General features: G+C 72.1%; 19 protein-coding genes and 1 tRNA gene. 1 reads left to right on the plus strand and 19 read right to left on the minus strand.

Going from position 1 to position 24814, the window contains the following annotated elements:
* Nucleotides 1-16: 16 nt before the first annotated feature.
* A complete protein-coding gene (locus tag ACQEVI_RS00355) occupies nucleotides 17-661 on the minus strand; it encodes an N-acetyltransferase family protein (RefSeq protein ID WP_432893486.1) in 645 nt (214 codons plus the stop codon).
* A 125-nt stretch (nucleotides 662-786) separates the two neighbouring features.
* Nucleotides 787-1395: an ANTAR domain-containing response regulator gene (locus ACQEVI_RS00360; RefSeq protein WP_233257301.1), complete on the minus strand. Its 609-nt coding sequence runs from the start codon at nucleotides 1393-1395 to the stop codon at nucleotides 787-789.
* 136 nt (nucleotides 1396-1531) lie between these two features.
* Between ACQEVI_RS00360 and ACQEVI_RS00365 the strand changes: the two genes are divergently transcribed.
* A tRNA-Leu gene (locus ACQEVI_RS00365) sits at nucleotides 1532-1615 on the plus strand.
* Between the two features lie 53 nt (nucleotides 1616-1668).
* Here ACQEVI_RS00365 and ACQEVI_RS00370 read toward each other — a convergent pair.
* The 17 genes from ACQEVI_RS00370 to ACQEVI_RS00450 form a co-directional block, all read right to left on the minus strand.
* Nucleotides 1669-3381, minus strand: a complete 1713-nt coding sequence (locus ACQEVI_RS00370) for a RyR domain-containing protein (protein ID WP_432893489.1) — start codon at nucleotides 3379-3381, stop codon at nucleotides 1669-1671.
* A gap of 133 nt (nucleotides 3382-3514) precedes the next feature.
* A complete protein-coding gene (gene pyk, locus ACQEVI_RS00375) occupies nucleotides 3515-4951 on the minus strand; it encodes a pyruvate kinase (protein ID WP_432893491.1) in 1437 nt (478 codons plus the stop codon).
* A gap of 70 nt (nucleotides 4952-5021) precedes the next feature.
* A complete protein-coding gene (locus ACQEVI_RS00380; protein WP_432893493.1) occupies nucleotides 5022-6500 on the minus strand; it encodes a glutamate synthase subunit beta in 1479 nt (492 codons plus the stop codon).
* Complete coding sequence (gltB, locus tag ACQEVI_RS00385) at nucleotides 6493-11076, minus strand: glutamate synthase large subunit (RefSeq protein ID WP_432893496.1); 4584 nt, start codon at nucleotides 11074-11076, stop codon at nucleotides 6493-6495. The genes ACQEVI_RS00380 and gltB overlap by 8 nt, the downstream gene beginning before the upstream one ends.
* Nucleotides 11077-11190: 114 nt before the next feature.
* Nucleotides 11191-12303, minus strand: a complete 1113-nt coding sequence (gene lgt / locus ACQEVI_RS00390; RefSeq protein ID WP_432893499.1) for a prolipoprotein diacylglyceryl transferase — start codon at nucleotides 12301-12303, stop codon at nucleotides 11191-11193.
* The gene (gene trpA, locus ACQEVI_RS00395) at nucleotides 12300-13244 is read right to left on the minus strand and encodes a tryptophan synthase subunit alpha (protein ID WP_432893502.1); all 945 of its coding nucleotides are present in this window, start codon (nucleotides 13242-13244) and stop codon (nucleotides 12300-12302) included. Before trpA ends, lgt begins: the two co-directional genes overlap by 4 nt.
* On the minus strand, nucleotides 13241-14536 hold the full coding sequence (gene trpB / locus ACQEVI_RS00400; RefSeq protein ID WP_432893505.1) for a tryptophan synthase subunit beta: 1296 nt from the start codon (nucleotides 14534-14536) through the stop codon (nucleotides 13241-13243). Before trpB ends, trpA begins: the two co-directional genes overlap by 4 nt.
* Nucleotides 14537-14547: 11 nt before the next feature.
* Nucleotides 14548-15363 (minus strand): indole-3-glycerol phosphate synthase TrpC, encoded by an 816-nt coding sequence (gene trpC, locus ACQEVI_RS00405; RefSeq protein ID WP_432893508.1) that lies wholly within the window; start codon nucleotides 15361-15363, stop codon nucleotides 14548-14550.
* Nucleotides 15364-15549: 186 nt separating this feature from the next.
* Nucleotides 15550-16029 carry a DUF2752 domain-containing protein gene (locus ACQEVI_RS00410; RefSeq protein WP_432893511.1) on the minus strand — a complete coding sequence of 160 codons (480 nt, stop codon included), beginning with the start codon at nucleotides 16027-16029 and terminating at the stop codon, nucleotides 15550-15552.
* On the minus strand, nucleotides 16013-16342 hold the full coding sequence (locus tag ACQEVI_RS00415) for a DUF4190 domain-containing protein (RefSeq protein WP_432893514.1): 330 nt from the start codon (nucleotides 16340-16342) through the stop codon (nucleotides 16013-16015). Before ACQEVI_RS00415 ends, ACQEVI_RS00410 begins: the two co-directional genes overlap by 17 nt.
* Nucleotides 16343-16346: 4 nt before the next feature.
* The gene (locus tag ACQEVI_RS00420) at nucleotides 16347-16607 is read right to left on the minus strand and encodes an HGxxPAAW family protein (protein WP_432893517.1); all 261 of its coding nucleotides are present in this window, start codon (nucleotides 16605-16607) and stop codon (nucleotides 16347-16349) included.
* Nucleotides 16608-16667: 60 nt separating this feature from the next.
* Nucleotides 16668-17306, minus strand: a complete 639-nt coding sequence (locus ACQEVI_RS00425) for a Trp biosynthesis-associated membrane protein (RefSeq protein WP_432893519.1) — start codon at nucleotides 17304-17306, stop codon at nucleotides 16668-16670.
* Nucleotides 17303-18904: an anthranilate synthase component I gene (locus ACQEVI_RS00430; RefSeq protein ID WP_432893521.1), complete on the minus strand. Its 1602-nt coding sequence runs from the start codon at nucleotides 18902-18904 to the stop codon at nucleotides 17303-17305. The genes ACQEVI_RS00425 and ACQEVI_RS00430 overlap by 4 nt, the downstream gene beginning before the upstream one ends.
* Nucleotides 18901-19329 (minus strand): phosphoribosyl-AMP cyclohydrolase, encoded by a 429-nt coding sequence (hisI, locus tag ACQEVI_RS00435; RefSeq protein ID WP_432893524.1) that lies wholly within the window; start codon nucleotides 19327-19329, stop codon nucleotides 18901-18903. The genes ACQEVI_RS00430 and hisI overlap by 4 nt, the downstream gene beginning before the upstream one ends.
* A 218-nt stretch (nucleotides 19330-19547) precedes the next feature.
* Nucleotides 19548-20498, minus strand: a complete 951-nt coding sequence (locus tag ACQEVI_RS00440; RefSeq protein ID WP_432893527.1) for a type IV toxin-antitoxin system AbiEi family antitoxin domain-containing protein — start codon at nucleotides 20496-20498, stop codon at nucleotides 19548-19550.
* A gap of 319 nt (nucleotides 20499-20817) precedes the next feature.
* Entirely contained in the window at nucleotides 20818-22704 is a 1887-nt protein-coding gene (locus ACQEVI_RS00445; RefSeq protein WP_432893530.1) for an ABC transporter ATP-binding protein, read from the minus strand.
* Nucleotides 22701-24581 (minus strand): ABC transporter ATP-binding protein, encoded by a 1881-nt coding sequence (locus ACQEVI_RS00450; RefSeq protein WP_432893533.1) that lies wholly within the window; start codon nucleotides 24579-24581, stop codon nucleotides 22701-22703. The genes ACQEVI_RS00445 and ACQEVI_RS00450 overlap by 4 nt, the downstream gene beginning before the upstream one ends.
* Nucleotides 24582-24814: the final 233 nt, after the last annotated feature.

Consider the following 24814-nt stretch of genomic DNA (forward strand, 5'->3'; position numbering starts at 1 on the left):
CCGGGCCCGCTGGGCCTCAGCTGGCCTTCGCGGGGCGGCGGGACGGCGCGCCGCCGCCCACCGGGCGCATGTCGATGGGCCCGGACTCGAGCACGGAACGGGCGCGACGCCGGCGGGCGATGAGGTCCTCGAGGCCTACGCGGGCGAACCGGCGGCTCGCGTGGGCGTCCCGTGCTGCGGCCTCGCTGGCGAGGCGGCGCTGGAGCGCCGCGACCGAGGCCACGCGGTGGCCTGCCGCCGGGGCGAACCCGAGCCGCGCGAGGAAGCGCTGTACCCCGCGGTTCCCGGGTACGGGCGCGGAGTAGATGTCCTCGCAGCCGTGCTCGGCCGCGAGATCGGTGGCCGCGCGGAGCAGCGCGTGCCCGACGCCGTGGCGCCGCGCCCGCGGCGCGACGAACACCATGTCGAGGTACAGGCTCGCGCGAGGGGCGAAGAGGTACGCCGCGACGACCCGGCCCAGGACGACACCGGCGACCTGGCCGTTCTGCTCCGCGACGAGCACGTGTCCGCCGGCGGCGAGCAGCACGCTGAGGTGCTCCAGCAGCCGACCGGTGTCCTGGGCTCCGAGCTGGGCCCCGGTCGGCGAGTCGTCGCGTGCCTCAGCGGCCAGTGCGGCGACGGCCGGCAGGTCGTCCTCGCGGGCAGGGCGTATGACGAGCACGCTTGTCTCCTTCCGGGATCTGGGCTTCCGGGCCGAGGGCCCGGCTGAGCGGAGAGACTAGTCCTGACCCGGCCGACAGAGAACACGCGAACCGCAATTTCACCCGCTCTAGAGCGAGGTTCGCGTCAGGCGCCGACCTGCTCGATGACGGCGTCAGCGACCTCGCGCATGGTGAGGCGGCGGTCCATCGACGTCTTCTGGATCCAGCGGAACGACTCGGGCTCCGACAGGCCCATCTTGGTCATCAGGAGGCCCTTGGCACGGTCCACGCGCTTGCGGGTCTCGAAGCGTTCGGTGAGGTCAGCGACCTCTGCCTCCAGTGCACCGATCTGCGAGTAGCGCGAGATCGCGATCTCCACGGCGGGCAGCAGGTCGGCCGGGGTGAAGGGCTTCACCACGTACGCCATGGCACCGGCGTCGCGGGCGCGCTCGACGAGCTCGGTCTGCGAGAACGCCGTGAGCAACACCACAGGAGCCGCGTGGGCCTTGCCGATGCGCTCGGCCGCCGAGATGCCGTCCAGCTCGGGCATCTTCACGTCCATCACCACGACGTCGGGCTTGAGCTCGATCGCCAGGTTCACGGCGGTCTCGCCGTCGCCTGCCTCACCCACGACGTCGAACCCGGCCTCGCGCAGGGTCTCCACGACGTCCATACGGATGAGTGCCTCGTCCTCCGCCACCACGGCGCGGCGCGAGGGGTTGGCGGGAGCTGCCTCCGGCTCGGCGTCGATCATCGGGGGCAGATCCAGGGAAAGCTTCTCGGTGTTCTCGTCGGTCACGGGGTACATCCTACGTCCCGCATACCCGGGCTTGGGGCCTGGAGCAGGGTGTGGTTCGATGTCTGCCGGGCCATGATTCATGACCCGGCAGGCCGGGTTGGCGGAACAGGCAGACGCGGCGCTCTCAAAAAGCGCTGTCCGAGAGGACATGTGGGTTCGAGTCCCACACCCGGCACACCAGATGGGCACCCCGGCGGTACGCGGACGGCGAACACGCCGGGCCCACGTTCACCCCACCGCCGGTCGCTCCTCCGCCGCCGTGCCGCTGCGCTCGCCCACCCCGCTCGCCACCGAGCGCTCGTCGTACCGCACGACCTCCAGGCCGAACTCCGCGAGGATCTCGGGCAGCAGCCGCACCACGTCACGGTCCTTCTCCCGGTTGTCCTCGGGCAGCTCCGACCACGGCACGCCGATCATCGGGTGCACCTTGGCGGCGTCGTCCCGGACCGGCCCGCTCCGCCAGCCCTGGGCCACCCGCACCGACTCCCACAGCTCGTGCTCCGCCTCGGCGAGCTCGTCCAGCTCGGTGCCCTCGAACACCACCTCCGGCGCTCCGTCGCGCGGCGCGATGGTCGCGCCCATCCGCGACAGCCGCGCCGGCAGCCCGACGACCCAGCCCCGGTTGGAGGCCCGCAGGTCCTCCGAGAGGTCCTCCCAGCGCACCATCGCCGGGAGCTCGCCCCAGCCGACGCCGCGCTCGCGCTGGTTGCGCAGGTAGACGTGGTGCACGGCCCGCGCGATCCGCTCGTACATGTCGGCGTGGGCGCGCGCCTCCTCCCGCTCGACGTCCGCGAGCAGGTCGCGCATGGTCACCGTCCGCAGGCGACCGTCCAGGTTGTCGAGCACACGTGACGCCTCGGTGCCGAACGCGCCCGTCAGGCCCGCCAGGCCGTCGAGCAGGAGCACGAGCGACCCGGGGCCGCCGTGCCACAGCTTCGTGGCGGTGAGGGCCACCCGCAGCGACCTGTCGTCCGAGGCGTGGCAGACGTAGACCACGTCCGGCGCCCCGAGGCTGCCGGTGCCGAGCGCCGGCGCGACCCGCAGCTCGATCTTCTCCGCCACGGGCGACCAGCGGGTCCGGAGCGCCTCGACCACCTGTGCGGCGTCGTCCGCGAGCAGGTCGACCGCCAGCCGGACGCCGTCGCCGGCGAGCTCCCACTCGCGGGCCAGGCCGACCACCAGCGCCTTGGCGAACTCGCCGGAGCCGATGACCATCACCTGCGTCAGCGGGGCGGGACCGCCCGGTGCGTCCACCATGCGCCGCACCTCGCGCACCGCGAGCGCCTGCGCGGCGATGACGTCGAGCGTGAAGAAGTCGACACCCGGTTCGGCGCAGCTCAGATGCCGCGCCTGGAGGGCTACCCCGAGGTCGGGGTCGCTGACGTGGGCGTACAGGCGCTCGGGTCCCCTGCCCGCCGCGCGGACGGCGTTCTCCGCCTCCGCGACGGTCAGCACGTTGGCCGTCGCCTCGGCGGTGTCCTCGCCGCACGCGTACAGGACCGTCGCGCCGGGGAGGCCTACTTCGTGCAGGCCGGAGGCGTCCGGGGTGCGCAGCACCCGGTGACCTGCCGCCTCCAGGGCCGCGGTGACGGTGTCGGCGGCATCGGTCTCGCCGACGACTATCGCGTGGCCGCGGGCGCGGCGGTCCCTGAACCGGCGGATCTCCCCGGTGAACAGGGCGCGGGCGGCCTCGAACAGCGCGTAGACCGCGGTGGCCGGGGCGAGGAACCGCGCTACCTGGAGCTGCCAGGAGAGCGGTCCGCCGCCGCTGGCCGGGTCGGCACCCATCACGAAGAGCTGCAGGTCGTGGTAGACGACGTCGTACCAGGTGCGGTCCGGCTCGTGGCTGGTGTCGAGCGCGAGGCCCCACCACCCGAGGCCGAGGGAGACCACGACGAGAACGGCGAAGCCGAGGCGGGTCCAGGGGAATGAGCGGGTCACGCGAAGGAACAATAGCGACATCCGGCGCACACCGACGCCGGACGTGTCAGACGCTCCCGGACGTGTCAGACGCTCAGGTCACCTGGGTGACCTGAGCGTCTGACACGTCCGGGAGCGTCTGACAGGGAGTGCGTCAGCCCTGGCTGCGGCCGTCGACGTGCGAACCGATGCGGTGCACCAGGATCGAGTTGGTCGTGCCCGGCACGCCCACCGGCGCACCCGAGACGACGACCACCAGGTCGCCCTTCTCGGCGAGGCCCTGGTCCTGCAGGGTCAGGTCCACCTGGTCGACCATCGCGTCGACGTTGTCGACCTTCGGCACCAGGTACTCGGTGGTGCCCCAGGTCAGGGCGAGGGTGTTGGCGACGTCCTGCTCCGGGGTGAAGGCGAGCAGCGGGATCGACGAGCGCAGGCGGGACATCCGGCGTGCGGAGTCACCGGACTGCGTGAACGTCACGAGGTACTTGACCCCGAGCGTCTCGCCGATCTCGGCGGCGGCACGCGTGATGGCGCCACCGCGCGTGTGCGGCGTCGAGCCGAGGGGCGCGATGCGCTCCCGGCCCGCCTCCTCCGTGGCCTCGATGATCCGGGCCATGGTCTCGACGGTGATGATCGGGTAGTCGCCCACCGACGTCTCACCGGACAGCATCACGGCGTCGGCACCGTCGAGCACCGCGTTGGCGCAGTCCGAGGCCTCGGCGCGGGTCGGCGTCGGCGACGTCGTCATGGACTCGAGCACCTGCGTGGCGACGATGACCGGCTTGGCGTTGCGCCGCGCCATCTCGACGATCCGCTTCTGGACGAGCGGCACCTGCTCCAGGGGCATCTCGACCGCGAGGTCACCGCGCGCCACCATGACGCCGTCGAACGCGGCGATGATCTCGGCCAGGTTGTCGACGGCCTGCGGCTTCTCGATCTTGGCGATGACGGGGACCGTGCGGCCCTCCTCCTCCATCACGCGGCGGACGTCCTCGTAGTCCTTGGCGGACCGCACGAACGACAGCGCGATGAAGTCGGTGCCGAGCTTGAGCGCCCAGCGCAGGTCGGACTCGTCCTTGTCGGACAGGGCCGGCACGGACACGGCGACGCCGGGCAGGTTGATGCCCTTGTTGTTCGAGACGGGGCCCGGGACCTCGACCTCGGTGATGACCCGCGGACCCTCGACGGCGGTGACGCGCACGCGCACCTTGCCGTCGTCGATCAGCAGCGGGTCGCCGATCTGGGCGTCGTTCGGCAGACCCTTGTGGGTGGTCGACACGATCTCCCGGCTACCGAGGATGTCCTCGGTGGTGATGGTGAACGTGTCGCCCTTGTTCAGGAAGTGCTTCTCGTCCCCGGCGAACCGGCCGAGCCGGATCTTGGGGCCCTGCAGGTCGACGAGTACGGCGACCGACTTTCCGGCCGCCTTCGCGGCCTCACGCACGTGACGGTAGACCGCCGCGTGCGCCTCCTGCTCGCCGTGGCTGCGGTTGATCCGCGCCACGTTCATGCCGGCGTCTACGAGTTCCCGAAGCTTCTCCGGCGACTCCGTGGCGGGTCCGATGGTGCACACGATCTTGGCTCTGCGCATGTCTCCAGCCTAGGCAGGTGGGCGCCGCAGCGCCCTGTGGGGGTGAACAACTCCCGGTGAAGTTCTCGGGTCACGACCGCAGAGCGAACGTGCGCGGACGCACCGGGGCAGGCAGCTCGGTGCTGCCCTGCAGGTAGGTATCAGCCGCGGCGGCCGCGGCGCGGCCCTCCGCGATGGCCCACACGATGAGGGACTGCCCGCGACCGGCGTCGCCGGCCACAAAAACTCCGGGCAGGCTTGCAGCGTAGTCCTCGCCGCGGGCGACCAGGCCACGCTCGGTGACCTCGATGCCGGTCTGCTCCTCGAGCACGCCGGTCTCGGGGCCGGTGAAGCCCATGGCCACGAGCACGAGGTCCGCGGGGATCTCACGCTCCGTGCCCGGGGTGGCCGCGCGGCGGCCGTCGGGCAGGTACTGCGTCTCCGCGACCTTGAGGGCGCGGACGTTGCCGTCGGCGTCGGCCAGGAACTCGACGGTCGAGGCGAGGTAGGTACGCTCGCCGCCCTCCTCGTGCGAGGTCGAGACCTCGAACAGGATGGGGTCGGTCGGCCACGGCTGGTTCGCCGGGCGCTCCGTCGGCGGCATCTTGCCGATGGCGAGCGTCGTGACGCTCGCGGCGCCCTGGCGCAGCGCGGTGCCGAGGCAGTCCGAACCGGTGTCACCGCCACCGATGATGACGACGTGCTTGCCCGTCGCCGACGGCGCACCCTCCGGCAGGACGTCCGGCGTACCGGCGGCGACCGCGTGGTTGGCGGGCGTCAGGTAGTCCATGGCGAAGTGGATGCCCGCCAGGTCCCGCCCGGGCAGGGGCAGGTCGCGCGGCACGGTGGCACCCGTGGCGACCACGACGGCGTCGAACCGGCGGCGCAGGGCGTCCCAGCTCATGTCCTTGCCGATCGCCACGCCGGTCCGGAACCGCGTGCCCTCGGCCTCCATCTGTGCCAGACGGCGGTCGATGTGCAGCTTCTCGAGCTTGAAGTCCGGGATGCCGTAGCGCAGGAGGCCGCCGACGGCGTCGTCCCGCTCGTAGACGACGACGGTGTGGCCGGCGCGCGTCAGCTGCTGCGCGGCGGCGAGCCCTGCCGGCCCGGAGCCGACGACGGCGACCGTGGAGCCCGTGAGCCGTTCCGGCACGTGCGGGGTGACCAGACCGCGGGCGAACGCCTCGTCGATGATCGAGACCTCGACGTTCTTGATCGTCACCGCCGGCTGGTTGATGCTCAGCACGCAGGACGACTCGCACGGCGCCGGGCAGACCCTGCCCGTGAACTCCGGGAAGTTGTTCGTGGCGTGCAGTCGGTCGATCGCGTCGGCCCACTGCCCGCGCCACACCAGGTCGTTCCAGTCCGGGATCAGGTTGCCGAGCGGGCAGCCCTGGTGGCAGAACGGCACGCCGCAGTCCATGCAGCGGCCGGCCTGCTCCTTGAGGAACGGCTGCCCCTCCGCACGGTGCGCGTGGGTGTCCTTCCAGTCGCGCAGCCGGACCTCGACGGGCCGGTTCGGCGGGAGCTCCCGCTCGGTGACCTTGAGGAATCCTCTGGGGTCAGCCACGTGCCACCTCCATGATCTGGTCCCAGACGGACGGGTCCCACTGGGTCTTTCCGGAGACGTCGGCGCCTGCGGCCTCCGCCTCGCTGAGGGCCAGGCGCACGCGCGCCCAGCCGGGCGGCAGCATGCGGGTGAACCGGCCGCGTGCCGCGGCGGGGTCGGCGAGCAGCTCGGCCGCGACGGCCGACCCGGTCTCCGCATGGTGCCGCTCCAGGAGACCGTGCACGGTCTCCCAGTCGGCGTCGGTCAGCGCCTCGAGCGAGAGCTCGCCCGCCTCGAGAGCCGCCTGGTTGACGCGCGAGACCCGCAGGTCCAGGAAGTACGCGGTACCGCCGGACATGCCGGCGCCGACGTTCCGGCCCGTGGGCCCGAGCACCAGCACGTTGCCGCCCGTCATGTACTCGCAGGCGTGGTCGCCCACGCCCTCCGCGACGAGGGTGGCACCGGAGTTGCGCACGCCGAACCGCTCCCCCACGCGACCGCGCAGGTAGACCTCGCCGGACGTGGCGCCGTAACCGATGACGTTGCCGCCGATGACGTTCGCGCCGTCGAGCACGGAAGCCTTGTCCGGGCGGACCGCTATGCGGCCGCCCGACAGACCCTTGCCGACGTAGTCGTTGGCGTCACCGAACAGGCGCAGGGTGATGCCCCGGGGCAGGAACGCGCCGAACGACTGGCCGGCGGACCCGGTCAGCGTCACGTCGATCGTGTCGTCGGGCAGGCCGGCGCCGCGGTACCGCTTGGTCACCTCGTGGCCGAGCATCGTGCCGACCGTACGGTTCACGTTCCGGATCGGCAGCTCGATGCGCACCGCCTCGCCGCGTTCGAGGGCCGGGGCCGCCGCCGTGATGAGCTGGTTGTCCAGCGCCCTGGCGAGGCCGTGGTCCTGCAGCGTGGTGTGCCGCAGCGAGGAGCCCTCCTTGAGCTGCGGCTTGGCCAGCACCGGGGTCAGGTCGAGCCCCTGCGCCTTCCAGTGGTCGACGGCCTTGCGGGTGTCGAGCACCTGCACCTGGCCGACGGCCTCCTCGAGGCTGCGGAAGCCGAGCGCGGCGAGGTGCTCGCGCACCTCCTGCGCGATGAACTCGAAGAAGTTCACGACGAACTCCGGCTTGCCGGTGAACCGGCTGCGCAGCTCGGGGTTCTGCGTGGCGACGCCGACGGGACACGTGTCCAGGTGGCAGACGCGCATCATGATGCAGCCGGAGACCACCATCGGCGCGGTGGCGAAGCCGAACTCCTCGGCCCCGAGCAGCGCGGCGACGATGACGTCGCGGCCGGTCTTCATCTGCCCGTCCACCTGCACCACGATGCGGTCGCGCAGGTCGTTGAGCACCAGGGTCTGCTGGGTCTCGGCCAGGCCGATCTCCCACGGCGTGCCCGCGTGCTTGAGCGACGTGAGCGGCGAGGCGCCGGTACCGCCGTCGTGCCCCGAGATGAGGACGACGTCGGCGTGCGCCTTGGAGACGCCCGTCGCCACCGTGCCGACGCCGAACTCGCTGACCAGCTTGACGTGCACGCGCGCGTCCGGGTTGGCGTTCTTGGCGTCGTGGATCAGCTGGGCCAGGTCCTCGATCGAGTAGATGTCGTGGTGCGGCGGCGGCGAGATGAGCCCGACGCCCGGCGTCGAGTGCCGCGTGCGCGCCACCCACGGGTAGACCTTGGGCCCGGGCAGCTGCCCGCCCTCGCCGGGCTTGGCGCCCTGCGCGAGCTTGATCTGGATGTCGGTGGCGTGCGTCAGGTACTCCGACGTGACGCCGAACCGGCCGGACGCGATCTGCTTGACGCGCGAACGCCGCTCGTCGTCGTACAGCCGCTCCGGGTCCTCGCCGCCCTCGCCCGTGTTGGACCGGCCGCCGAGGCGGTTCATCGCGATCGCGAGGGTCTCGTGCGCCTCGGCCGAGATGGAGCCGTACGACATGGCGCCCGTGTTGAACAGCTTGACGATCTCGCTGACCGGCTGGACCTCGTCGATCGGCACCGGCTCGCGGTCGGGGCTGAAGCGCAGCAGGCCGCGCAGCGTCATGAGGCGGTTGGACTGCTCGTCCACGCGGCGCGTGTACTGCCGGAAGATGTCCATCCGGCCGGACCGCGTGGCGTGCTGCAGGCGGAAGACCGTCTCGGGGTCGAAGAGGTGGTCCTCGCCGTCGCGGCGCCACTGGTACTCGCCGCCCGTGGTGAGGCGCTCGCCCGGCTTCTTGTTGCCCGACGGCGGGTACGCCTCGGCGTGCCGTGCCGCGACCTCTGCCGCGATGACGTCCAGGCCGATGCCGCCGAGCCGCGACGTCGTACCGGTGAAGTAGTCCTCGACCAGGTCGTGGGACAGGCCGATGGCCTCGAAGATCTGGGCGCCGCGGTAGGACATGATCGTGGAGATGCCCATCTTGGACATCACCTTGAGCACGCCCTTGCCGAGCCCCTTGATCAGGTTGGCGACGGCCTTCTCGGGCGTGACGTCCAGGTACTCGCGGCGGGCCAGGTCCTCGACGGTCTCCATGGCCAGGTACGGGTTCACGGCGGCCGCGCCGTAGCCGATGAGCAGCGCGACGTGGTGCACCTCGCGCACGTCACCGGCCTCGACCACGAGGGACACCCGGTTGCGGGTGTGCTTGCGCACCAGGTGGTGGTGCACGGCACTGGTCAGGAGCAGCGACGGGATGGGCGCCAGCTCGGAGTTGGCGTCGCGGTCCGAGAGCACGAGGAAGCTCGCGCCCTCCTCCACGTACCGGTCGACGTCGGCGAAGATCTCCTCGAGCCGGGTCAGGAGAGCGGCGCCGCCGCCCGAGACGTCGTAGAGGCCCTGGATGGTCTCGGCCTGGAAGACACCCTCCAGCTCCTTGTCGCGCTCGACGTGCACGACCTTGGCGAGCTGGTCGTTGTCCAGCACCGGGAAGCCGAGCACGAGCTTGCGCACGTGCTCCGGGACGTCCGCGAGCAGGTTCGGCTCGGGCCCGATGGCGCTGCCGATGGCCGTGACGAGCTCCTCGCGGATCGCGTCCAGCGGCGGGTTGGTCACCTGCGCGAACATCTGCGTGAAGTAGTCGAACAGGAGGCGCGGGCGCTGCGAGAGCACCGCGACGGGCGTGTCGGAGCCCATGGCGCCGAGCGGCTCGCCACCCGTGGTCGCCATCGGCGACAGGATGATCTTGAGCTCTTCCTCGGTGTAGCCGAAGGCACGCTGCCGACGCCGCACCGAGGCGGGGCTGTGCGCCACGTGCTCCCGGTCCGGCAGGTCCTCGAGGCGGACCGAGTGCTCGCGGATCCAGTCGCCGTACGGGTGCAACGACGCGAGGCCGGACTTGATCTCCTCGTCCTCGATGATCCGGCCGGAGCCGGTGTCCACGAGGAACATCTTGCCGGGCTCGAGACGGCCCTTGCGGACCACCGTGGCGGGGTCGATGTCGAGCACGCCGGCCTCGGAGGCCAGCACGACCAGCCCGTCCTCGGTGACCCACCAGCGGCCGGGGCGCAGGCCGTTGCGGTCCAGCACGGCGCCGATCAGGGTGCCGTCGGTGAACGTGAGGGAGGCCGGGCCGTCCCACGGCTCGATGAGGTTCGCGTTGTACTCGTAGAACGACCGCAGGGCCGGGTCCATGCTGGAGTGGTTCTCCCAGGCCTCCGGCACCATCATGAGCACGGAGTGCGGCAGGGACCGCCCGCTCAGGTGCAGCAGCTCGAGGACCTCGTCGAAGCTCGCCGAGTCGCTCGCCCCGGGCGAGCACACCGGCTGCAGCGCCTCCAGGTCACCGAGCAGGTCAGACTCCATGGTGCCCTCGCGCGCCGCCACCCAGTTGCGGTTGCCACGCACCGTGTTGATCTCGCCGTTGTGGGCCAGCAGCCGGAAGGGCTGGGCCAGGGGCCACGACGGGAAGGTGTTGGTGGAGAACCGCGAGTGGACCAGTGCGAGCTCGGTGGCGTACCGGGGGTCGGACAGGTCCGGGAAGAACGGCTCCAGCTGCGCGGTGGTCAGCATGCCCTTGTACGTGAGCGTGCGGGCGCTGAGCGAGGCGAAGTACAGGCCCAGCTCGATCTCGGCACGCTTGCGCAGGCGGTACGTGCGCCGGTCCAGGTCGATCCCGGACAGACCCCGTGAGGGGTCGGCCACGACGATCTGCCGGAACACCGGCATGGAGGCACGCGCCGTCGGGCCCACGATCCCGGCGTCCACCGGGACGTCGCGCCACGCGAGGACGTCGAGCTTCTCCTCGACGGCCAGCGCCTCGACGCGGCGGATGACGGCGTCGCGCTCGGCGTCGTCGGTCGGCAGGAACGCCGTACCGATCGCGTACATGCCGGCGGGCGGCAGGTCGACGCCCACCACGTCACGGATGAACGCGTCGGGGATCTGCGTGAGGATCCCGGCGCCGTCGCCGCTGTCCTCCTCAGCCCCCACCGCGCCGCGGTGGTCGAGGTTCAGCAGGGCGGTCAGCCCGGCATCGACGATGTCGCGCCCGGGCGTGCCGCGCAGGGTCGCCACGAAGGCGACGCCGCACGCGTCATGCTCGGCCGCCGGGTCGTACAGGCCGCCTTCAAACGTCTGCGTCGGCAGCCCAACCCTCTGTGTCGGCAACGGCTTGGTCATGGGTCCTCACAGGCACCCGGCCGTGGCCGGGCGCAGTTCCTTGCGGTGGTCCGGGACGACGGCGGCCCGGTCGGTCAGGGGGCTCGTCGGCCGGTGGTCCCGGCGCCGTGCCCCTCAGGTGCGCGCGGAGCTGTCCGCGTCGGACTTCTCCACTGCTGCTGTCTTCACTTCCTCCGGCTCGGCGGCTGCCGCACCGGTCCCTGCGCTTGCTGGGTCAGGCTCTGAATCAGGGTCTGAATCAGACTCGGAATCAGACTCTGGGTCGGCCGGACTCCCGGCCGACGGATCATCTCCCTCCGGCCGCAGCCGTACCGACTCTTCCCTGGTGGGGAACTTCCGAGCCAGCACCACCGAGACCACTAGGGCCGCGAGGCCCAGGAGGATCGACGTCCAGACGTTGAGGCGTAGCCCCAGCACCAGCTCCGCATCGTCGATGCGGAGCATCTCGATCCAGACCCGTCCGAGAGTGTAGAGCAGGACGTACGCCCAGAATACCCGCCCATGACCCAACTTGAACCGACGGTCTAGAAAAAGCAGAACCCCGGCCATCAGGAAGCACCACAGGAGCTCGTACAGGAACGTCGGGTGGAACAGCGTGCCCTCCGGGTACACCACGCCCGTGGCAGGGTTCGACACCACGTGCTCGGCGTCGATGCGCAGGCCCCAGGGCAGCTCGGTGGGCCGCCCGTACAGCTCCTGGTTGAACCAGTTGCCGAGTCGGCCGACGCCCTGCGCGACGAGGAGACCCGGCGCGACGGCGTCGGCGAACGACGAGATCCGGACGCCCTTCTGCCGGCAGCCCAGCCACGCCCCGACGGCGCCGAGCGCTATCGCGCCCCAGATGCCGAGGCCGCCCTCCCAGACGTAGAGCGCCGTGACCGGGTCGCCCCCGCCCGCGAAGTTCTCGCCGAAGTACCGGTCCGGAGAGGAGAGCACGTGGTAGATCCGGCCCCCGACGATGCCGAAGGGCACCGCCCAGAACGCGATCTCCAGGACGTCCTCCGGGTTGCCCCCGCGCGCCTTCCAGCGCCTGGCGGTCATCCAGAGGGCAATGGCGATCCCCGCGAGGATCGCCAGCGCGTAGGCGCGCAGCGGGAAGATCCCGAGGTACCAGGTGTGTTCGGCGGGGCTGGGTATCTCTGTGACGACCTCGGTGACGGGCGCAGCGGGCAGCAACGCAGGCAGCTCGACGTACAGAGCAGCCGGCAGTGCGGTCAGCAGCGTCACAGAGCCTCTCCGGAAGTGGTCACGCCGCCGGGCACGGCGGCATCGGGTGTATCGGTGGGCGCGGTAGCGCGCGCCGACCGTACCCCGGCGGCGAGGTCCTCCGTCACCTCGGCCAGATTCGTGAGACGGACCGCCCAGTCGGCGTCTGCGAGCGGGCCGTCCGAGAGCAGCGGACGCACCAGCGCGGAGCCGACGATGACGCCGTCCGCGAAGCGGCCCACCTCGGCGGCCTGCGCCCCGGTGGAGACACCAAGGCCCACGCAGACGTTGACGGCGCCGGCCGCGCGGGTGTCCGTGACGAGCTGTTCGGCGCGCGAGCCCACCTGGGTCCGCTCCCCCGTCACGCCCATGAGCGACGCCGCGTACACGAAGCCCCGCGTCGCGTCGACGGTGAGGCGCAGCCGTTCCGTCGTGGAGCTCGGGGCCACGAGGAAGACGCGGTCCAGCCCGTGCGCCTCGCTCGCGGCGAGCCAGTCGGTGGCCTCGTCGGGGATCAGGTCGGGCGTGATCAGCCCGGCGCCGCCCGCGGCGGCCAGGTCGCGTGCGAACGCGTCCGGCCCGTACTTCAGCACCGGGTTCCAGTAGGTCATGACCAGCACGGGGACGTGCGGCGCGTAGTCGGTCAGCTCCCGCACCACGCGGAACACGTCCGAGACCCGGGCGCCCGCGTCGAGCGCGCCCTGCGCCGCCTGCTGGATCACCGGCCCGTCCAGCACGGGGTCGGTGTACGGCACGCCGAGCTCGATCACGTCGACGCCGTAGTCCACGAGCGTCTTGAGCGCCTCGATCGACCGGTCGACGGTCGGGTAGCCGACCGGCAGGTAGCCCACCAGGGCGGCCCGGTTCTCCTGGTCGCGCAGGTGGGCGATCAGGTCGCCCGACTGCCGTCCGGTGCGCGGCCCGGTGGCCGGCCCCGTAGCCGACTCGGTTACAGTGCTCATCCCCGGCCCTCCTGCCGCTCGAGCTCTTCCGCGGCGACGCCGCCCACGGCGCCGTCGAGCAGCCCGAACCAGCGGGCCGCTGTCGCCACGTCCTTGTCACCGCGACCGGACAGGTTCACGAGGATCAGGAGCGGCTCGCCGTCCGGTCCGGTGCGCCCCTGCTCGGCCGCCGCCTTGCCGACGCGCAGCGCGCCCGCGAGGGCGTGCGCCGACTCGATCGCCGGGATGATGCCCTCGGTGCGGCACAGCAGGCGGAACGCCTCCATGGCCTCGGAGTCGGTCACCGGCTCGTAGGTCGCGCGGCCCAGGTCGTGCAGCCAGGCGTGGGCGGGGCCGACGCTCGGGTAGTCCAGGCCGGCCGACACCGAGTGGCTGGGCAGGGTCTGGCCGTCGTCGTCCTGCAGCAGGTAGGACTTGGCGCCGTGCAGCACGCCCAGCGCGCCGCCGCTGAACCGCGCCGCGTGGCGGCCCGACTCGACGCCCTCGCCGCCGGCCTCGAAGCCGCGCAGCTCGACGTCCTTGTCGTCGAGGAACGCGTTGAAGATGCCCAGCGCGTTCGACCCGCCGCCCACGCACGCCGCGACGACGTCGGGCAGCCGGCCTGCGCGTTCCAGGATCTGCTCGCGCGCCTCCTCGCCGATGATGCGGTGGAACTGGCGCACCATCTCGGGGAACGGGTGCGGACCCGTGACCGTGCCCAGGAGGTAGTGCGTCGTCTCGACGTTGGCCACCCAGTCGCGCAGGGCCTCGTTGATCGCGTCCTTGAGGGTGCGCGAGCCGATCTTCACGGGCACGACCTCGGCGCCGAGCAGGCGCATCCGGGCCACGTTCAGGGCCTGCCTGCGCGTGTCCTCCTCGCCCATGTAGACCACGCACTTGAGGTCCATCAGGGCGGCGGCGGTAGCCGTGGCGACGCCGTGCTGACCCGCTCCGGTCTCCGCGATGAGGCGCTTCTTGCCCATGCGCTTGACCAGCAGGGCCTGCCCCAGCACGTTGTTGATCTTGTGCGAGCCGGTGTGGTTGAGGTCCTCGCGCTTGAGGAACACCCGGACCCCGCCCGACTCGCCGCCGGCGTGCGCGGCGAACCGCTGCACCTCGGTCAGCGGGCTGGGCCGGCCGGTGTACTCCCGGTGCAGGCGCTGCAGCTCGGCGGCGAACTCGGGGTCGTCGGCCGCCTTGCGGAACTCGGTGTCGAGCTCGTCGAGCGCGGCGATGAGCGCCTCGGGCACGAACCGCCCGCCGTACTCACCGAAGTACGGGCCGGAGACGTCGGACAGCTTCACGGAGGTCACCTCGGATCCCTTCAAGCCGGACGGACGGACCGCAGCGACGGGTGCGAGCCCGCTGCGACGAGGTCGGCCACCGAGGCGCGCGGCGCGCCGTCGGTCACCAGGGCCTCGCCCACCAGGACGCCGTCGGCGCCCGCGCGGGCCATCTCCATCACGTCGTGCGGGCCACGGATGCCGGACTCCGCGATCTTGATCACGTCGTCCGGGATGTACTCGGCGAGGCTGCGGAACAGGCCGCGGTCGAGCTCGAGGGTCTTCAGGTTGCGGTGGTTGACGCCGACCACCCGGGCGCCCGCGCCCACGGCGCGGCGGACCTCTTCGAGGTTGTGCGCCTCGACCAGGGCGGTCATGCCGAGCGAGTGCACGCGCTCGACGAGCGACTCGAGCACCGTCTGCTCCAGGGCGGCGACGATGATCAGCACCAGGTCGGCCCCGTGCGCGCGCGCCTCCCACACCTGGTACGGCGTCACGATGAAGTCCTTGCGGAGCACCGGGACGTCCACCCGGCCGCGCACGGCGTCCAGGTCCGCGAGCGAGCCGTTGAACCGGCGCTGCTCGGTCAGCACGGAGATCGCGGACGCGCCGCCGGTCTCGTACTCGGCGGCGAGCGCCGCCGGGTCGTCGATCTGCGCCAGCGAGCCCTTGCTCGGGCTCGAGCGCTTCACCTCGGCGATCACCGAGACGGCGTCCGCCTGCTTCAGGCGGCCGAGGCACTCGAGGGCCCCGGGCACCGCGGTGGCGCGCTCCTTGAGCGCGTCGAGAGACACACGTGCCTCACGCTCCGCGAGGTCCTCACGAACCCCCGCGACGATGTCCTCCAGGACCGACATGTAATGGGCCTCCCCGTGTTCTTGCTCTGCCCTCGTGCTACGCCTCGTACGTTTGCCGGGGCGATCGCCCCATGGCCATCGTAGGCGGATCCAGGGTGTGGTCCTGACCACTCCCGGACCGTGAGACGACGGTCCGTCAGATCCCGGGCCGGGAGTGGTCCGAGGGCTCCCTGGGGATCACCTGAGTCAGCTCCATGGCGTGATCCATGGCGTGATCCAGGGCGTCAGGTACGGCTGCAGACCCGGGAGGTTGCGTGCCACGAAGAACGCCAGCGCGACGGCGAGGGTGACCCAGCCGGCGGTGCTGGACAGGCCCCGGACGGGCCGGCCGCGCGCGGCGGACACGAGCCACGCCAGCCAGAGGACCACCACGACGGGGGCGGTCACCGTCCACAGCGCGTTCGCCGACCAGGCACCGGCCAGGTCGAGATGGGCCAGGTCGTGCGTGGCGCGCAGCCCGCCGCAGAGGGGGCAGGCCAGGCCGGTCAGCTCCAGCAGCGGGCAGAACCCGTAGGAGCCGCGCACGTGGGGGTCGCGCAGCGCGAGCAGCAGCGTGGCCGTGCCTACTGCGGCGCCGGTGAGCAGCGGCGCCCGGAGCGCCGAGGGGACGGCGGGCCGGGCGCTGCTGCGGGTGGACGGGCCGGACGACTCAGGAATCGGGCCCACCCGCCAGGAAGCGGGCGATCATCAGCACGATGACCGCGGCCAGGATGGCGAGCGAGATCCAGCCGAGCACGACGCCGGTCATCGCCATGCCCTCGTTGTCCGCCTCGCCGGCCCGCACGGCCCGGCGGCCCTGGTTGCCGATGATGATGGCGGGGATACCGGTGATGACGCCCAGCAGGAGGACCACCGACGCGAGGCCCAGCACGAGCGACCAGGCCCCCAGGTTGTTCCGGGGAAGCGGGGCAGACCTCGCGGGCATCGCGAGGTCCGTCGTCGCCTCGGTCGTCGTCTCGCTCGTCGCCTCGGTCGTCATGGTGCTACCGCTGGACCTTCTTCTGGCCCATGCCCAGGTTGCGCAGCACCAGGCCGACGATCAGCGCGGCGCCGATCACCACGAAGCCGAGCACGAAGATCACCAGCCAGGCCGACGAGGACTGCGCCACGATGACACCCCACGAGGCGATCAGCGTACCCAGCGTGATGCCGGCCATGGTCACCCAGGCGGCGACGGTGTGGCCATGGTTGTTCGGCGGGACGCCCGGCGGCAGGTAGGCGATCTCGGGCTTGTTCTCGGTCATCGCGGGTGGGTGCCTTTCGTGTCGTGCGGTACGCGCTCAGCCTAACCGTTCGAGGTCAGGTCAGCGGCCCGTGGGGTCGTCGCCCCGGGACAGCGCGTCCCAGGCGTCGTGGGGGTCGATCTCGTCGTCCGGTCCGACGGCGGTGCCGTCGTCGGCGGCGGAGGTTCTGGTGGTTCCTGGGCCGGGAACGCCGGCAGTGGCGCCGCCGGCCGCCGCGGCGTCCGCGCGCTCGTGCCGGCCGGACGTCGCCGCCCAGCCGCGCGCCGCGATCGCGCCCCAGACCGCGACGACAACGGCGAGCACACCCGTGGCGACGGCGGCCCACGGCCAGGCGGTGAGCGTCACCGGTGACGTGAGCTCGGTGACGCCGCTCGTCGCGGACGCGGCGGCGGTGGCGGCGGGCAGGGGGTCGCCGACGACGACGAGCGTGCTCGCCACCACGAGCACCCCGGCCGCCGCTGCGACCAGCAGGGCCACGTACCGGGCGACGCGTCCGGTGAGCGCGCAGGCGATGCCGGCGGCCAGGAGCACGAGTGCCCCCGCGCCGACTCCCGGTGCGGCCGAGGTGCCCGCGGCGGCTACCACCACCTCGGGCTCAAGGGCCGTGGCCACCGTGGTGGTCACCCAGGTGGGCGAGCCCGTGCCGAACGTCAGCGCGCCCAGGACCAGCAGCGCGAGGACGGTGCGGGTGCGTGTCACTTGTCGTCCCCACCCTTCCGCAGCGGGGCCAACCGGGAGGCGAGCTGGATGGCCCGCACCGCCGCGGCGGCCTTGTTGCGCGACTCCGCGTACTCCAGCGCGGGCACCGAGTCGGCCACGATCCCGCCGCCCGCCTGCACGCTGGCCCGGCCGTCGGCGATGTACGCGGTGCGGATGGCGATGGCCATGTCCATATTGCCGCCGAAGTCGAAGTACCCGCACACCCCGCCGTAGATGCCGCGCGAGGCGGGCTCCAGCTCGTCGATCAGGGCGATGGCCCGGGGCTTGGGGGCGCCGGACAGCGTGCCGGCCGGGAAGGTCGCCCGCAGCGCGTCCAGGGCGCTGCGGCCGGCGCGAAGCCTGCCCACCACGGTCGAGCACATGTGCATGATGTGGCTGAACCGGCGCACCTTCATGAACTCGACGACCTCGACGCTGGTGGGCTCGCAGACCTTCACCATGTCGTTGCGGGAGAGGTCGACGAGCATGATGTGCTCGGCCCGCTCCTTGGGGTCGGCCAGGAGCTCCTCGCCGAGGTCGGCGTCCTCCTCCGGGTGGGCGCCACGCGGCCGGGACCCGGCGATCGGGTAGGTGGTGACGTGGCCGTCGTCCACCTTCACGAGGGTCTCGGGGCTGGAGCCGACCACGGCGAACTCGGCGCCGTCCGGCTTGGCCAGGTGGAAGTAGTACATGTACGGGCTCGGGTTGATGGTCCGCAGGGCCCGGTAGACGTCGAGCGGGTCGGCCGGGCAGTCCAGGTCGAGGCGCTGCGACAGCACGACCTGGAACACCTCGCCGTCGCGGATCGCCTCCTTGCCCGCCAGCACGGCGTCCTCGAACTCGTCCCGGGTGGAGCGGAACTCGAGCTGCGGCTCGGGACCCTCGGCGACGACCGAGGTGACGCGCGGCCCGGCCGTCGCCAGCTGCGCCGCCATGGCGTCGAGCCGGGCGACGGCGTCCGCGTAGGCCTCGTCGACGCGCTCGTCGGTGGCGTCGGCGTTGATCGCGTTGGCGACCAGCCACACCGTCCCCTCCCGGTGGTCCACCACCGCGAGGTCGGTGGCGAGGCACAGGGCCAGCTCGGGCGCGCCCACCTCGTCCGGGGCGGTCGCGGGGAGCGTGGGTTCCCAGTGCCGCACGATGTCCCAGCCCAGCACGCCGGCCAGGCCGCCCGTGAGCGGCGGCAGGTTGGCCACGCCGGGCGTGCGGAGCGCGACGAGGGCCGCCTCGAGCACGTCGACGACGTCGCCCTCCGTCGGCACCCCGACGGGCACGTCGCCGGTCCAGACGGCGCGGCCGTTGTCGCTGGTCAGGGTCGCGCGGGACGCGACGCCGACGAACGACCAGCGCGCCCAGACACCGGACTCCGCCGACTCCAGGATGAAGCTGCCCGGCTTGCTCTGCGCCAGCGTCCGGTAGAGACCGACGGGCGTGGCGTCGTCGGCCAGCAGCGGGCGGACCACCGGGATCACCCGGCGGTCGGCGGCCATCTCCCGGAACTCCGGCAGGCTCGGCCAGGTGCGACCCCAGGGCAGGTCGGCGGGTGCGGTCGCCGCGCGCGCCTCGTGGGGATCGAGCTGGGTGTCGAGCTGGGTCACCGGTGCGCCTCGTCTCGCTGGTTGGATCGCTGGTTGGTGTCCTGCGGCGTGCCGTCGTTCCGGTCGCGTTCGCCGACCACGGCGCCGAGGTCGCCCCCGGCCTCGAAGCAGGTCCGGGTACCGGTGTGGCACGCGGCGCCGACCTGGTCGACCTGGACCAGCAGGGCGTCGCCGTCGCAGTCCAGGCTCACGGCCTTGACGTACTGGGCGTGCCCGGACGTGTCGCCCTTGCGCCAGTACTCCTCGCGGCTGCGGGACCAGAAGGTCACCCGGCCCTCGGTGAGCGTGCGGCGCAGGGCCTCGTCGTCCATCCAGCCGACCATGAGCACCTCGCCCGTGTCGTGCTGCTGGACCACGGCGGCGACCAGGCCGGCGTCGTCCCGCTTGAGTCGGGAGGAGATCGTGGGGTCGAGAACGTCGGGCACCCGAGAATCCTGCCACGTCGCGGGCCGCCGACGGTGTGATGTCCGCCGTCGGCGCGCCCTCACCCGCCAACCTCCTCGCCGAACCGAAGGTTGCCCACCCACCTGGCGCCGAACCGCAACCCACGCGTCGATCGGGCCCCGCGTAGACGCGCAACCCTCGGTTCGGCGGCAGTAGCCGACAGCAACCTGCGGTTCGGCGCCGCGGAAGCACCCGGCTCTCAGGAGGATCTGCCGTTGTGCAGGTCGAGCGTCGCGCGGATCTTCCCCGAGATCGCCCCCGGCGTGTATACGGCCGACTTTCGAAAGTGCAGCACGATCGCCGAGACGGCCGTGAGGTCGTTGTGGCGCTCCAGATCGGCATCCAGACGGGACCCGTCGTGATACTCGTCGCTGTCGATCTCCGCGATCAGGATTCGCCCCTCCTTGGGGTCCCACCCCAGGTCGCCCCTGCGTTCTACGCCGGAGAGGTCACGCACCGGCACCTGCAGGTGATCCGGGGGCACGCCGTTGTCGATGCAATCGAGCCTGGCCCGGGACTCCGACGGCGACTCAGATCTCGCGTCGACCTCACCGAAACAGCCGTGGCGCGTGGCGATCCCCCGCCGGCCACGACTCTTGGCGTGCACCTCCTCCAGCTCGTCGAAGGTGATGAAGCCTCTGTTCAGGGCGTTGTCCATCACAGCGACAGCATGGATCCGGTCCATCTCCGGCACAGCCTGCACCAGGGCCCAGGCAACCGTCGCGACCGGGATCCCGTCCACCTCGGTCACCGCCATCCGGTCGCCGAACATCCGGGCGTGAATCCCGTCGCGCGAGTACGCCCGCCGTCCGCCCGGAAGCGTGGCCTGTGGAACGAGCGCGACCGGCAAGCCCCAGACCCCATGGAGCGCGAGCGCACAGGCGCCGACCACTACCGAGTCCGGACCGAGCGCCAGCTTGGCGGCGAACGCGGCCCGACGGCGACGGTGGTCCGGGTGCCGCGATCCGATCGGTGTCGCGTCGGTGTCGTACAGCCCTCGGGTCACCCGCTTCCAGGCACCGGATCGGAGCTGCCGGGCGACTCGAGTGAGCGACACGCCCAGGTCGTGACACTGCTGTGTCGTGATGAGGCCCTCCTGGGCCTTCGCGATGAGCGCGAGCTCGCCCGGCAACTCGATCTTTCGTCCCATGCGCCCAGACAACGCGGTCGGCGGGACGTGTTGTCCGCACCATTGGCGGTCTGTGCACAAGTCCGGCCTGACGGCGGATGTGGTCGCGTTCGAAGGGCTCTTCCACCGTCAATCGGTCCTGTCGTACGACACCAGCAGTTCGGCCGGTCCACCTCACGCTGAGCCGCAGTTTGCACGTCCACTCCCTCAGGCCACCAGCGGCCGACCCGCAGCTTGTGGGTCGGCCACCGGTGTCGAACCGAAGGATGGACGTCCGGATCAGGTCCGATCGACGCGTAGGTTGCGGTTCGGCGCCAGCTGGACACTCCCGCGGGCCGTCCTATCGGGTCTGGGCGACCCAGCTCGCGTGCATGCGGGCGTAGATGCCGTCCGTCGCCGCGAGCTCGTCGTGCGGGCCGACCTCGGCGACGTGGCCCTCGTCGACCACCACCACCAGGTCGGACGCCTCGGCGGTCGAGAGCCGGTGCGCGATGGTGATCGTGGACCGGCCGGCCGTGAGCGAGTCCAGGGCCCGCGCGATGCGGACCTCGGTCGCGGGGTCCACCGCCGACGTCGCCTCGTCCAGCACGAGCAGGTCCGGCTGGGCGAGGTAGGCGCGCGCGATCGCGACGAGCTGCCGCTCCCCCGCCGACAGCGACTCGCCCCGCTGGCCCACCTCGGTCTCCAGCCCGTCGGGCAGGTCGGCGACCCAGTCGGACAGGCCGAGCTCGACGAACGCCTGCTCGACGGCGGCGCGCGTCGCGGCCGAGGTCTCTACGGGCTCGGCCACCGGCTCGGTGGTCGAGCCCGCCGGGACCCGCAGCCCGTACGCCGCGTTCTCGAGCACCGTCCCGTCGAACAGGAAGCCCTCCTGCGGCACCAGCACCACCCGCTCGCGCAGCGACGCGAACGCCAGGTCGCGCAGGTCCACGCCGTCCAGCTCGACGGCGCCCGCCGTCGGGTCCATGAGGCGCGTGACGAGCTTGGCGATGGTCGTCTTGCCGGATCCGGTCTGCCCCACCACCGCGACCTTGGTGCGCGGCGGCAGGTCGAGCGTCACACCGTGCAGCACCTCGGGACCGTTCGGGTACGAGAACCGGACGTCGCGCAGCGTCACCCGGGCCGGGCCGCGCTCCTGCGTCACGGCGTCCGGCTTCTCTGCGACCTGCACCGGGGTGTCGATGACGGCGATGACCCGGCGCCAGCCGGCCACCGCGTTCTGCAGCTCGTTGAGGATCTCGGTGGCCATCTGCACCGGCCCGGTGAACAGCTGCACCAGGAACAGGAAGGCCACGAGCTGGCCCGCCGTCAGGCCGCCGCCCACGCCGAGCAGCGTCCCGACGACCACCACGATCGCCAGCACGAGGTTGGAGATCAGGACGCCCGACGAGAACGTCGCCGCGACCAGGATCTGCGACCGGGCCTGCGACCGGCGGGTGTCCTCCACGGCGGCGTCGATGCGCCGTCCGGTGCGCTCGGACACGCCGTACGCGCGCACCGTCTCGGCGCCCACGACGGCCTCCGAGATCGCGCCGAGCATCGCCCCGACCCGCTCGCGCACGAGCGTGTAGGCACGGTTCACGTACTTCTGCCCGAACCGGATCACGAGGAACATCGGGATGAAGGCGACCCACACCACCGCCGTCAGGATCGGCGAGTAGACGAGCATCAACCCGGTCGCCACCACGATCTGCAAGGCGCTGACGAGCAGCATGATGCCGCCCCACTGCACGAACAGCGAGACCGTGTCGACGTCGTTGGTCACGCGCGAGACCAGCGCGCCCCGCCGCTCGGTGTTCTGCGTGAGGGTCGACAGGTCGTGCACGTGCCGGAACGCCTTGACGCGCAGCGTCGCGAGCCCGGCCTCGGCCGAGCGGAACAGGCGCACGTTGACCAGCGCCGCGCACAGCGCGGCCAGCACGAGCGCGCCCGCCGCGAGCGACGCGAGCAGCGCCACCCGGCCCACCTCGGGCCCGGAGTCGGCAAGGATGCCGACGTCGATGGTCTGCTGCACCGCGAGCGGCACCACCACGCGGCCGACGGCGGCGAGCGACGCCAGGCCGAGCGTCACCCACATCCCCCTGGCGATCTCCGGGCTGATCTCGATGCCCCGGCGCAGCGTCGCGAACACACCGAGGTTGCTCGTCGTCTCGATGCGTGCGCCGTCGGCGTCGAGCAGGTCCTCCGGCACGTCGGTCGCTTCGCGCTCGTCCGTCGCCGCGGTCATCCGGCCACCTCTTCCAGCTTCTCGTCCAGCACACCGGCGGCAGCGGCGTCGGCCCGTTCCTGCTCCCTGCGTTCCGTCTCGACCTCGTAGGCCGTGGCGAGCTCGCGGTAGCCGGGGTCGCGCGCCATGAGCTCGTCGTGCGTCCCGGTGTCGACCACGCGGCCGCCCTCGACGTGGATGACTCGGTCGGCGAGCGCCACCGACGACATCCGGTAGGCGACCATGATCACGGTGGTGCCCGGCGCCTGCCCGGGGTCCGTACCGGTCCCGGAGACGGCCTGGTCGGCGGCCCGCGCGTCGGCCCGGTCTGCCAGCCCGCGCAGGATCTCCTGCTCCACGCGCGGGTCGACGGCGCTAGTCGCGTCGTCGAGGACGAGGAGGCGAGGGCTGCGCACCAGGGCGCGCGCTATCGCGAGGCGTTGCCGCTGGCCGCCGGACAGGTTGGCGCCGCGCTCGCCGAGCGGTGCGTCGAGGCCGCCGGCGAGCTCGCGCACGGTGTCCGCGAGGCGGGCGAGCCGCAGGGCTTCCCAGACCTCGTCGTCGGACGGCGAGCCGGGCGCGCCCTCGTCGGCGAGGGTCACGTTGGCGCGCACCGTGTCCTCGAAGATGAACGTGGTCTGGGTGACGAACGCGACCTGGGCCGGGATCTCGCCCTCGGCAAGGGTCCGCGCGTCGGTCCCGTCGAGCAGCACGCGCCCCCGCGTGGGGTCGGACAGCCGGGCCAGGAGGCTCACGAGGGTGGTCTTGCCCGCCCCGGTGGTGCCGACGACGGCGACCGTCGTGCCGGGCGCCACGTCCACGTCGACGTCGTCGAGCAGGGTGATCGAGCGGCCGCGGGCGCCACTGATCGCCGGGACGTCGACGCCGACGTCCTCCAGGCGGACGGCGAGGCCGGGCTGGCCGGGCGTCCGGGGCAGGCGGGCGTCGCCGTACTCGAGCGCGCCCGTCGAGTCGACGACCTGCGCGATGCGCTCGTAGCCGACCAGGGCGCGCGGCAGCTCGCCGAGCACCCAGCCGAACGCCTGCACGGGCACCGTCATCATCGTGAGCAGGTAGGCCGCGGTGACGATGTCCCCGGGTTCGACGTCGCCCGTGGAGATGCGCCACGTACCGACGCCGAGCACCAGCAGGGTGCCGACCGCCGGCAGGGTCTGGATCACGGGGTCGAACAGCGAGCGGACGATGCCGACGCGCACGTTCGCGGCGCGCAGCTCCTGCGTGCGGGCGTCGAACCGGTCCTCCTCGCGGTCCTCGGTGCCGAGCGACTTGACCAGCAGCGCCGCCTCGAAGCTCTCGTGCGCCGCGTCGGCGACGTCGCCGCGCAGGCGCTGCGCCCGGGTCACCGCGGGTGACATGTGCCGCTGGTATATGGCGTTCACGCCCACCGTGACGGGGATGACGGCGAGCGCCGCGAGCGCCAGCCAGGGGTCGATCGTCAGGAGCATGGCGATCGAGACGCCGATCATGACCACGACGCCGAGCGCGAACGGCAGCGGGTTGAAGACGCCCGTGGCGGCCTCGGTGTCCGAGGTGGTGTGGTTCAGGAGCTGGCCGGCCGGGTGCGCGCGGTGCCACGAGGCGGGCAGGCGCAGGTACTGGCGGGTCAGCGCCGTGCGGTGTCCGGCCTGGATCCGGACGAAGCCGAAGCCCGCCCAGATGCGGCGTGCGGCGACGGACACGGCGAGCGACAGTGCGACGGCGGCGAGCACGAGGCCGCCGAGCCAGACCCGGTCGCGGGCGATCTCGTCACCGGCGATGGCGGGGACGACGACGGAGTCGGTGGCCCAGCCGACCGCGCGGCTCACGGCGACGGTGAGTGCGCCGAACATCGCCGAGGCTCCGACGGCCAGGACGTAGATGCCGGGGTTGGCGCGCATGCCGCGCCACATGAGTGCGAGCGACCGGCGTACACGAGAGCCGGTCAGGGCCATCGGTCTGGATCGCGGGGCGTCTGGGGGCACGGAAGGACCTCGCTTCCTCGGGGACAGCAGAATTTTCTCACGGCACGGGAATCGATTCGACAGTTTTTCGCCGCGGGCGTGGTCGACGTTAGAACCTCGACTTTGGTTGAGGTCAAGGAGAGGGTCCAGCCCTGCGTTGGTCGAGCAGC

This window comes from Promicromonospora sp. CA-289599 (genome assembly GCF_050936155.1).
GTDB lineage: Bacteria > Actinomycetota > Actinomycetes > Actinomycetales > Cellulomonadaceae > Promicromonospora.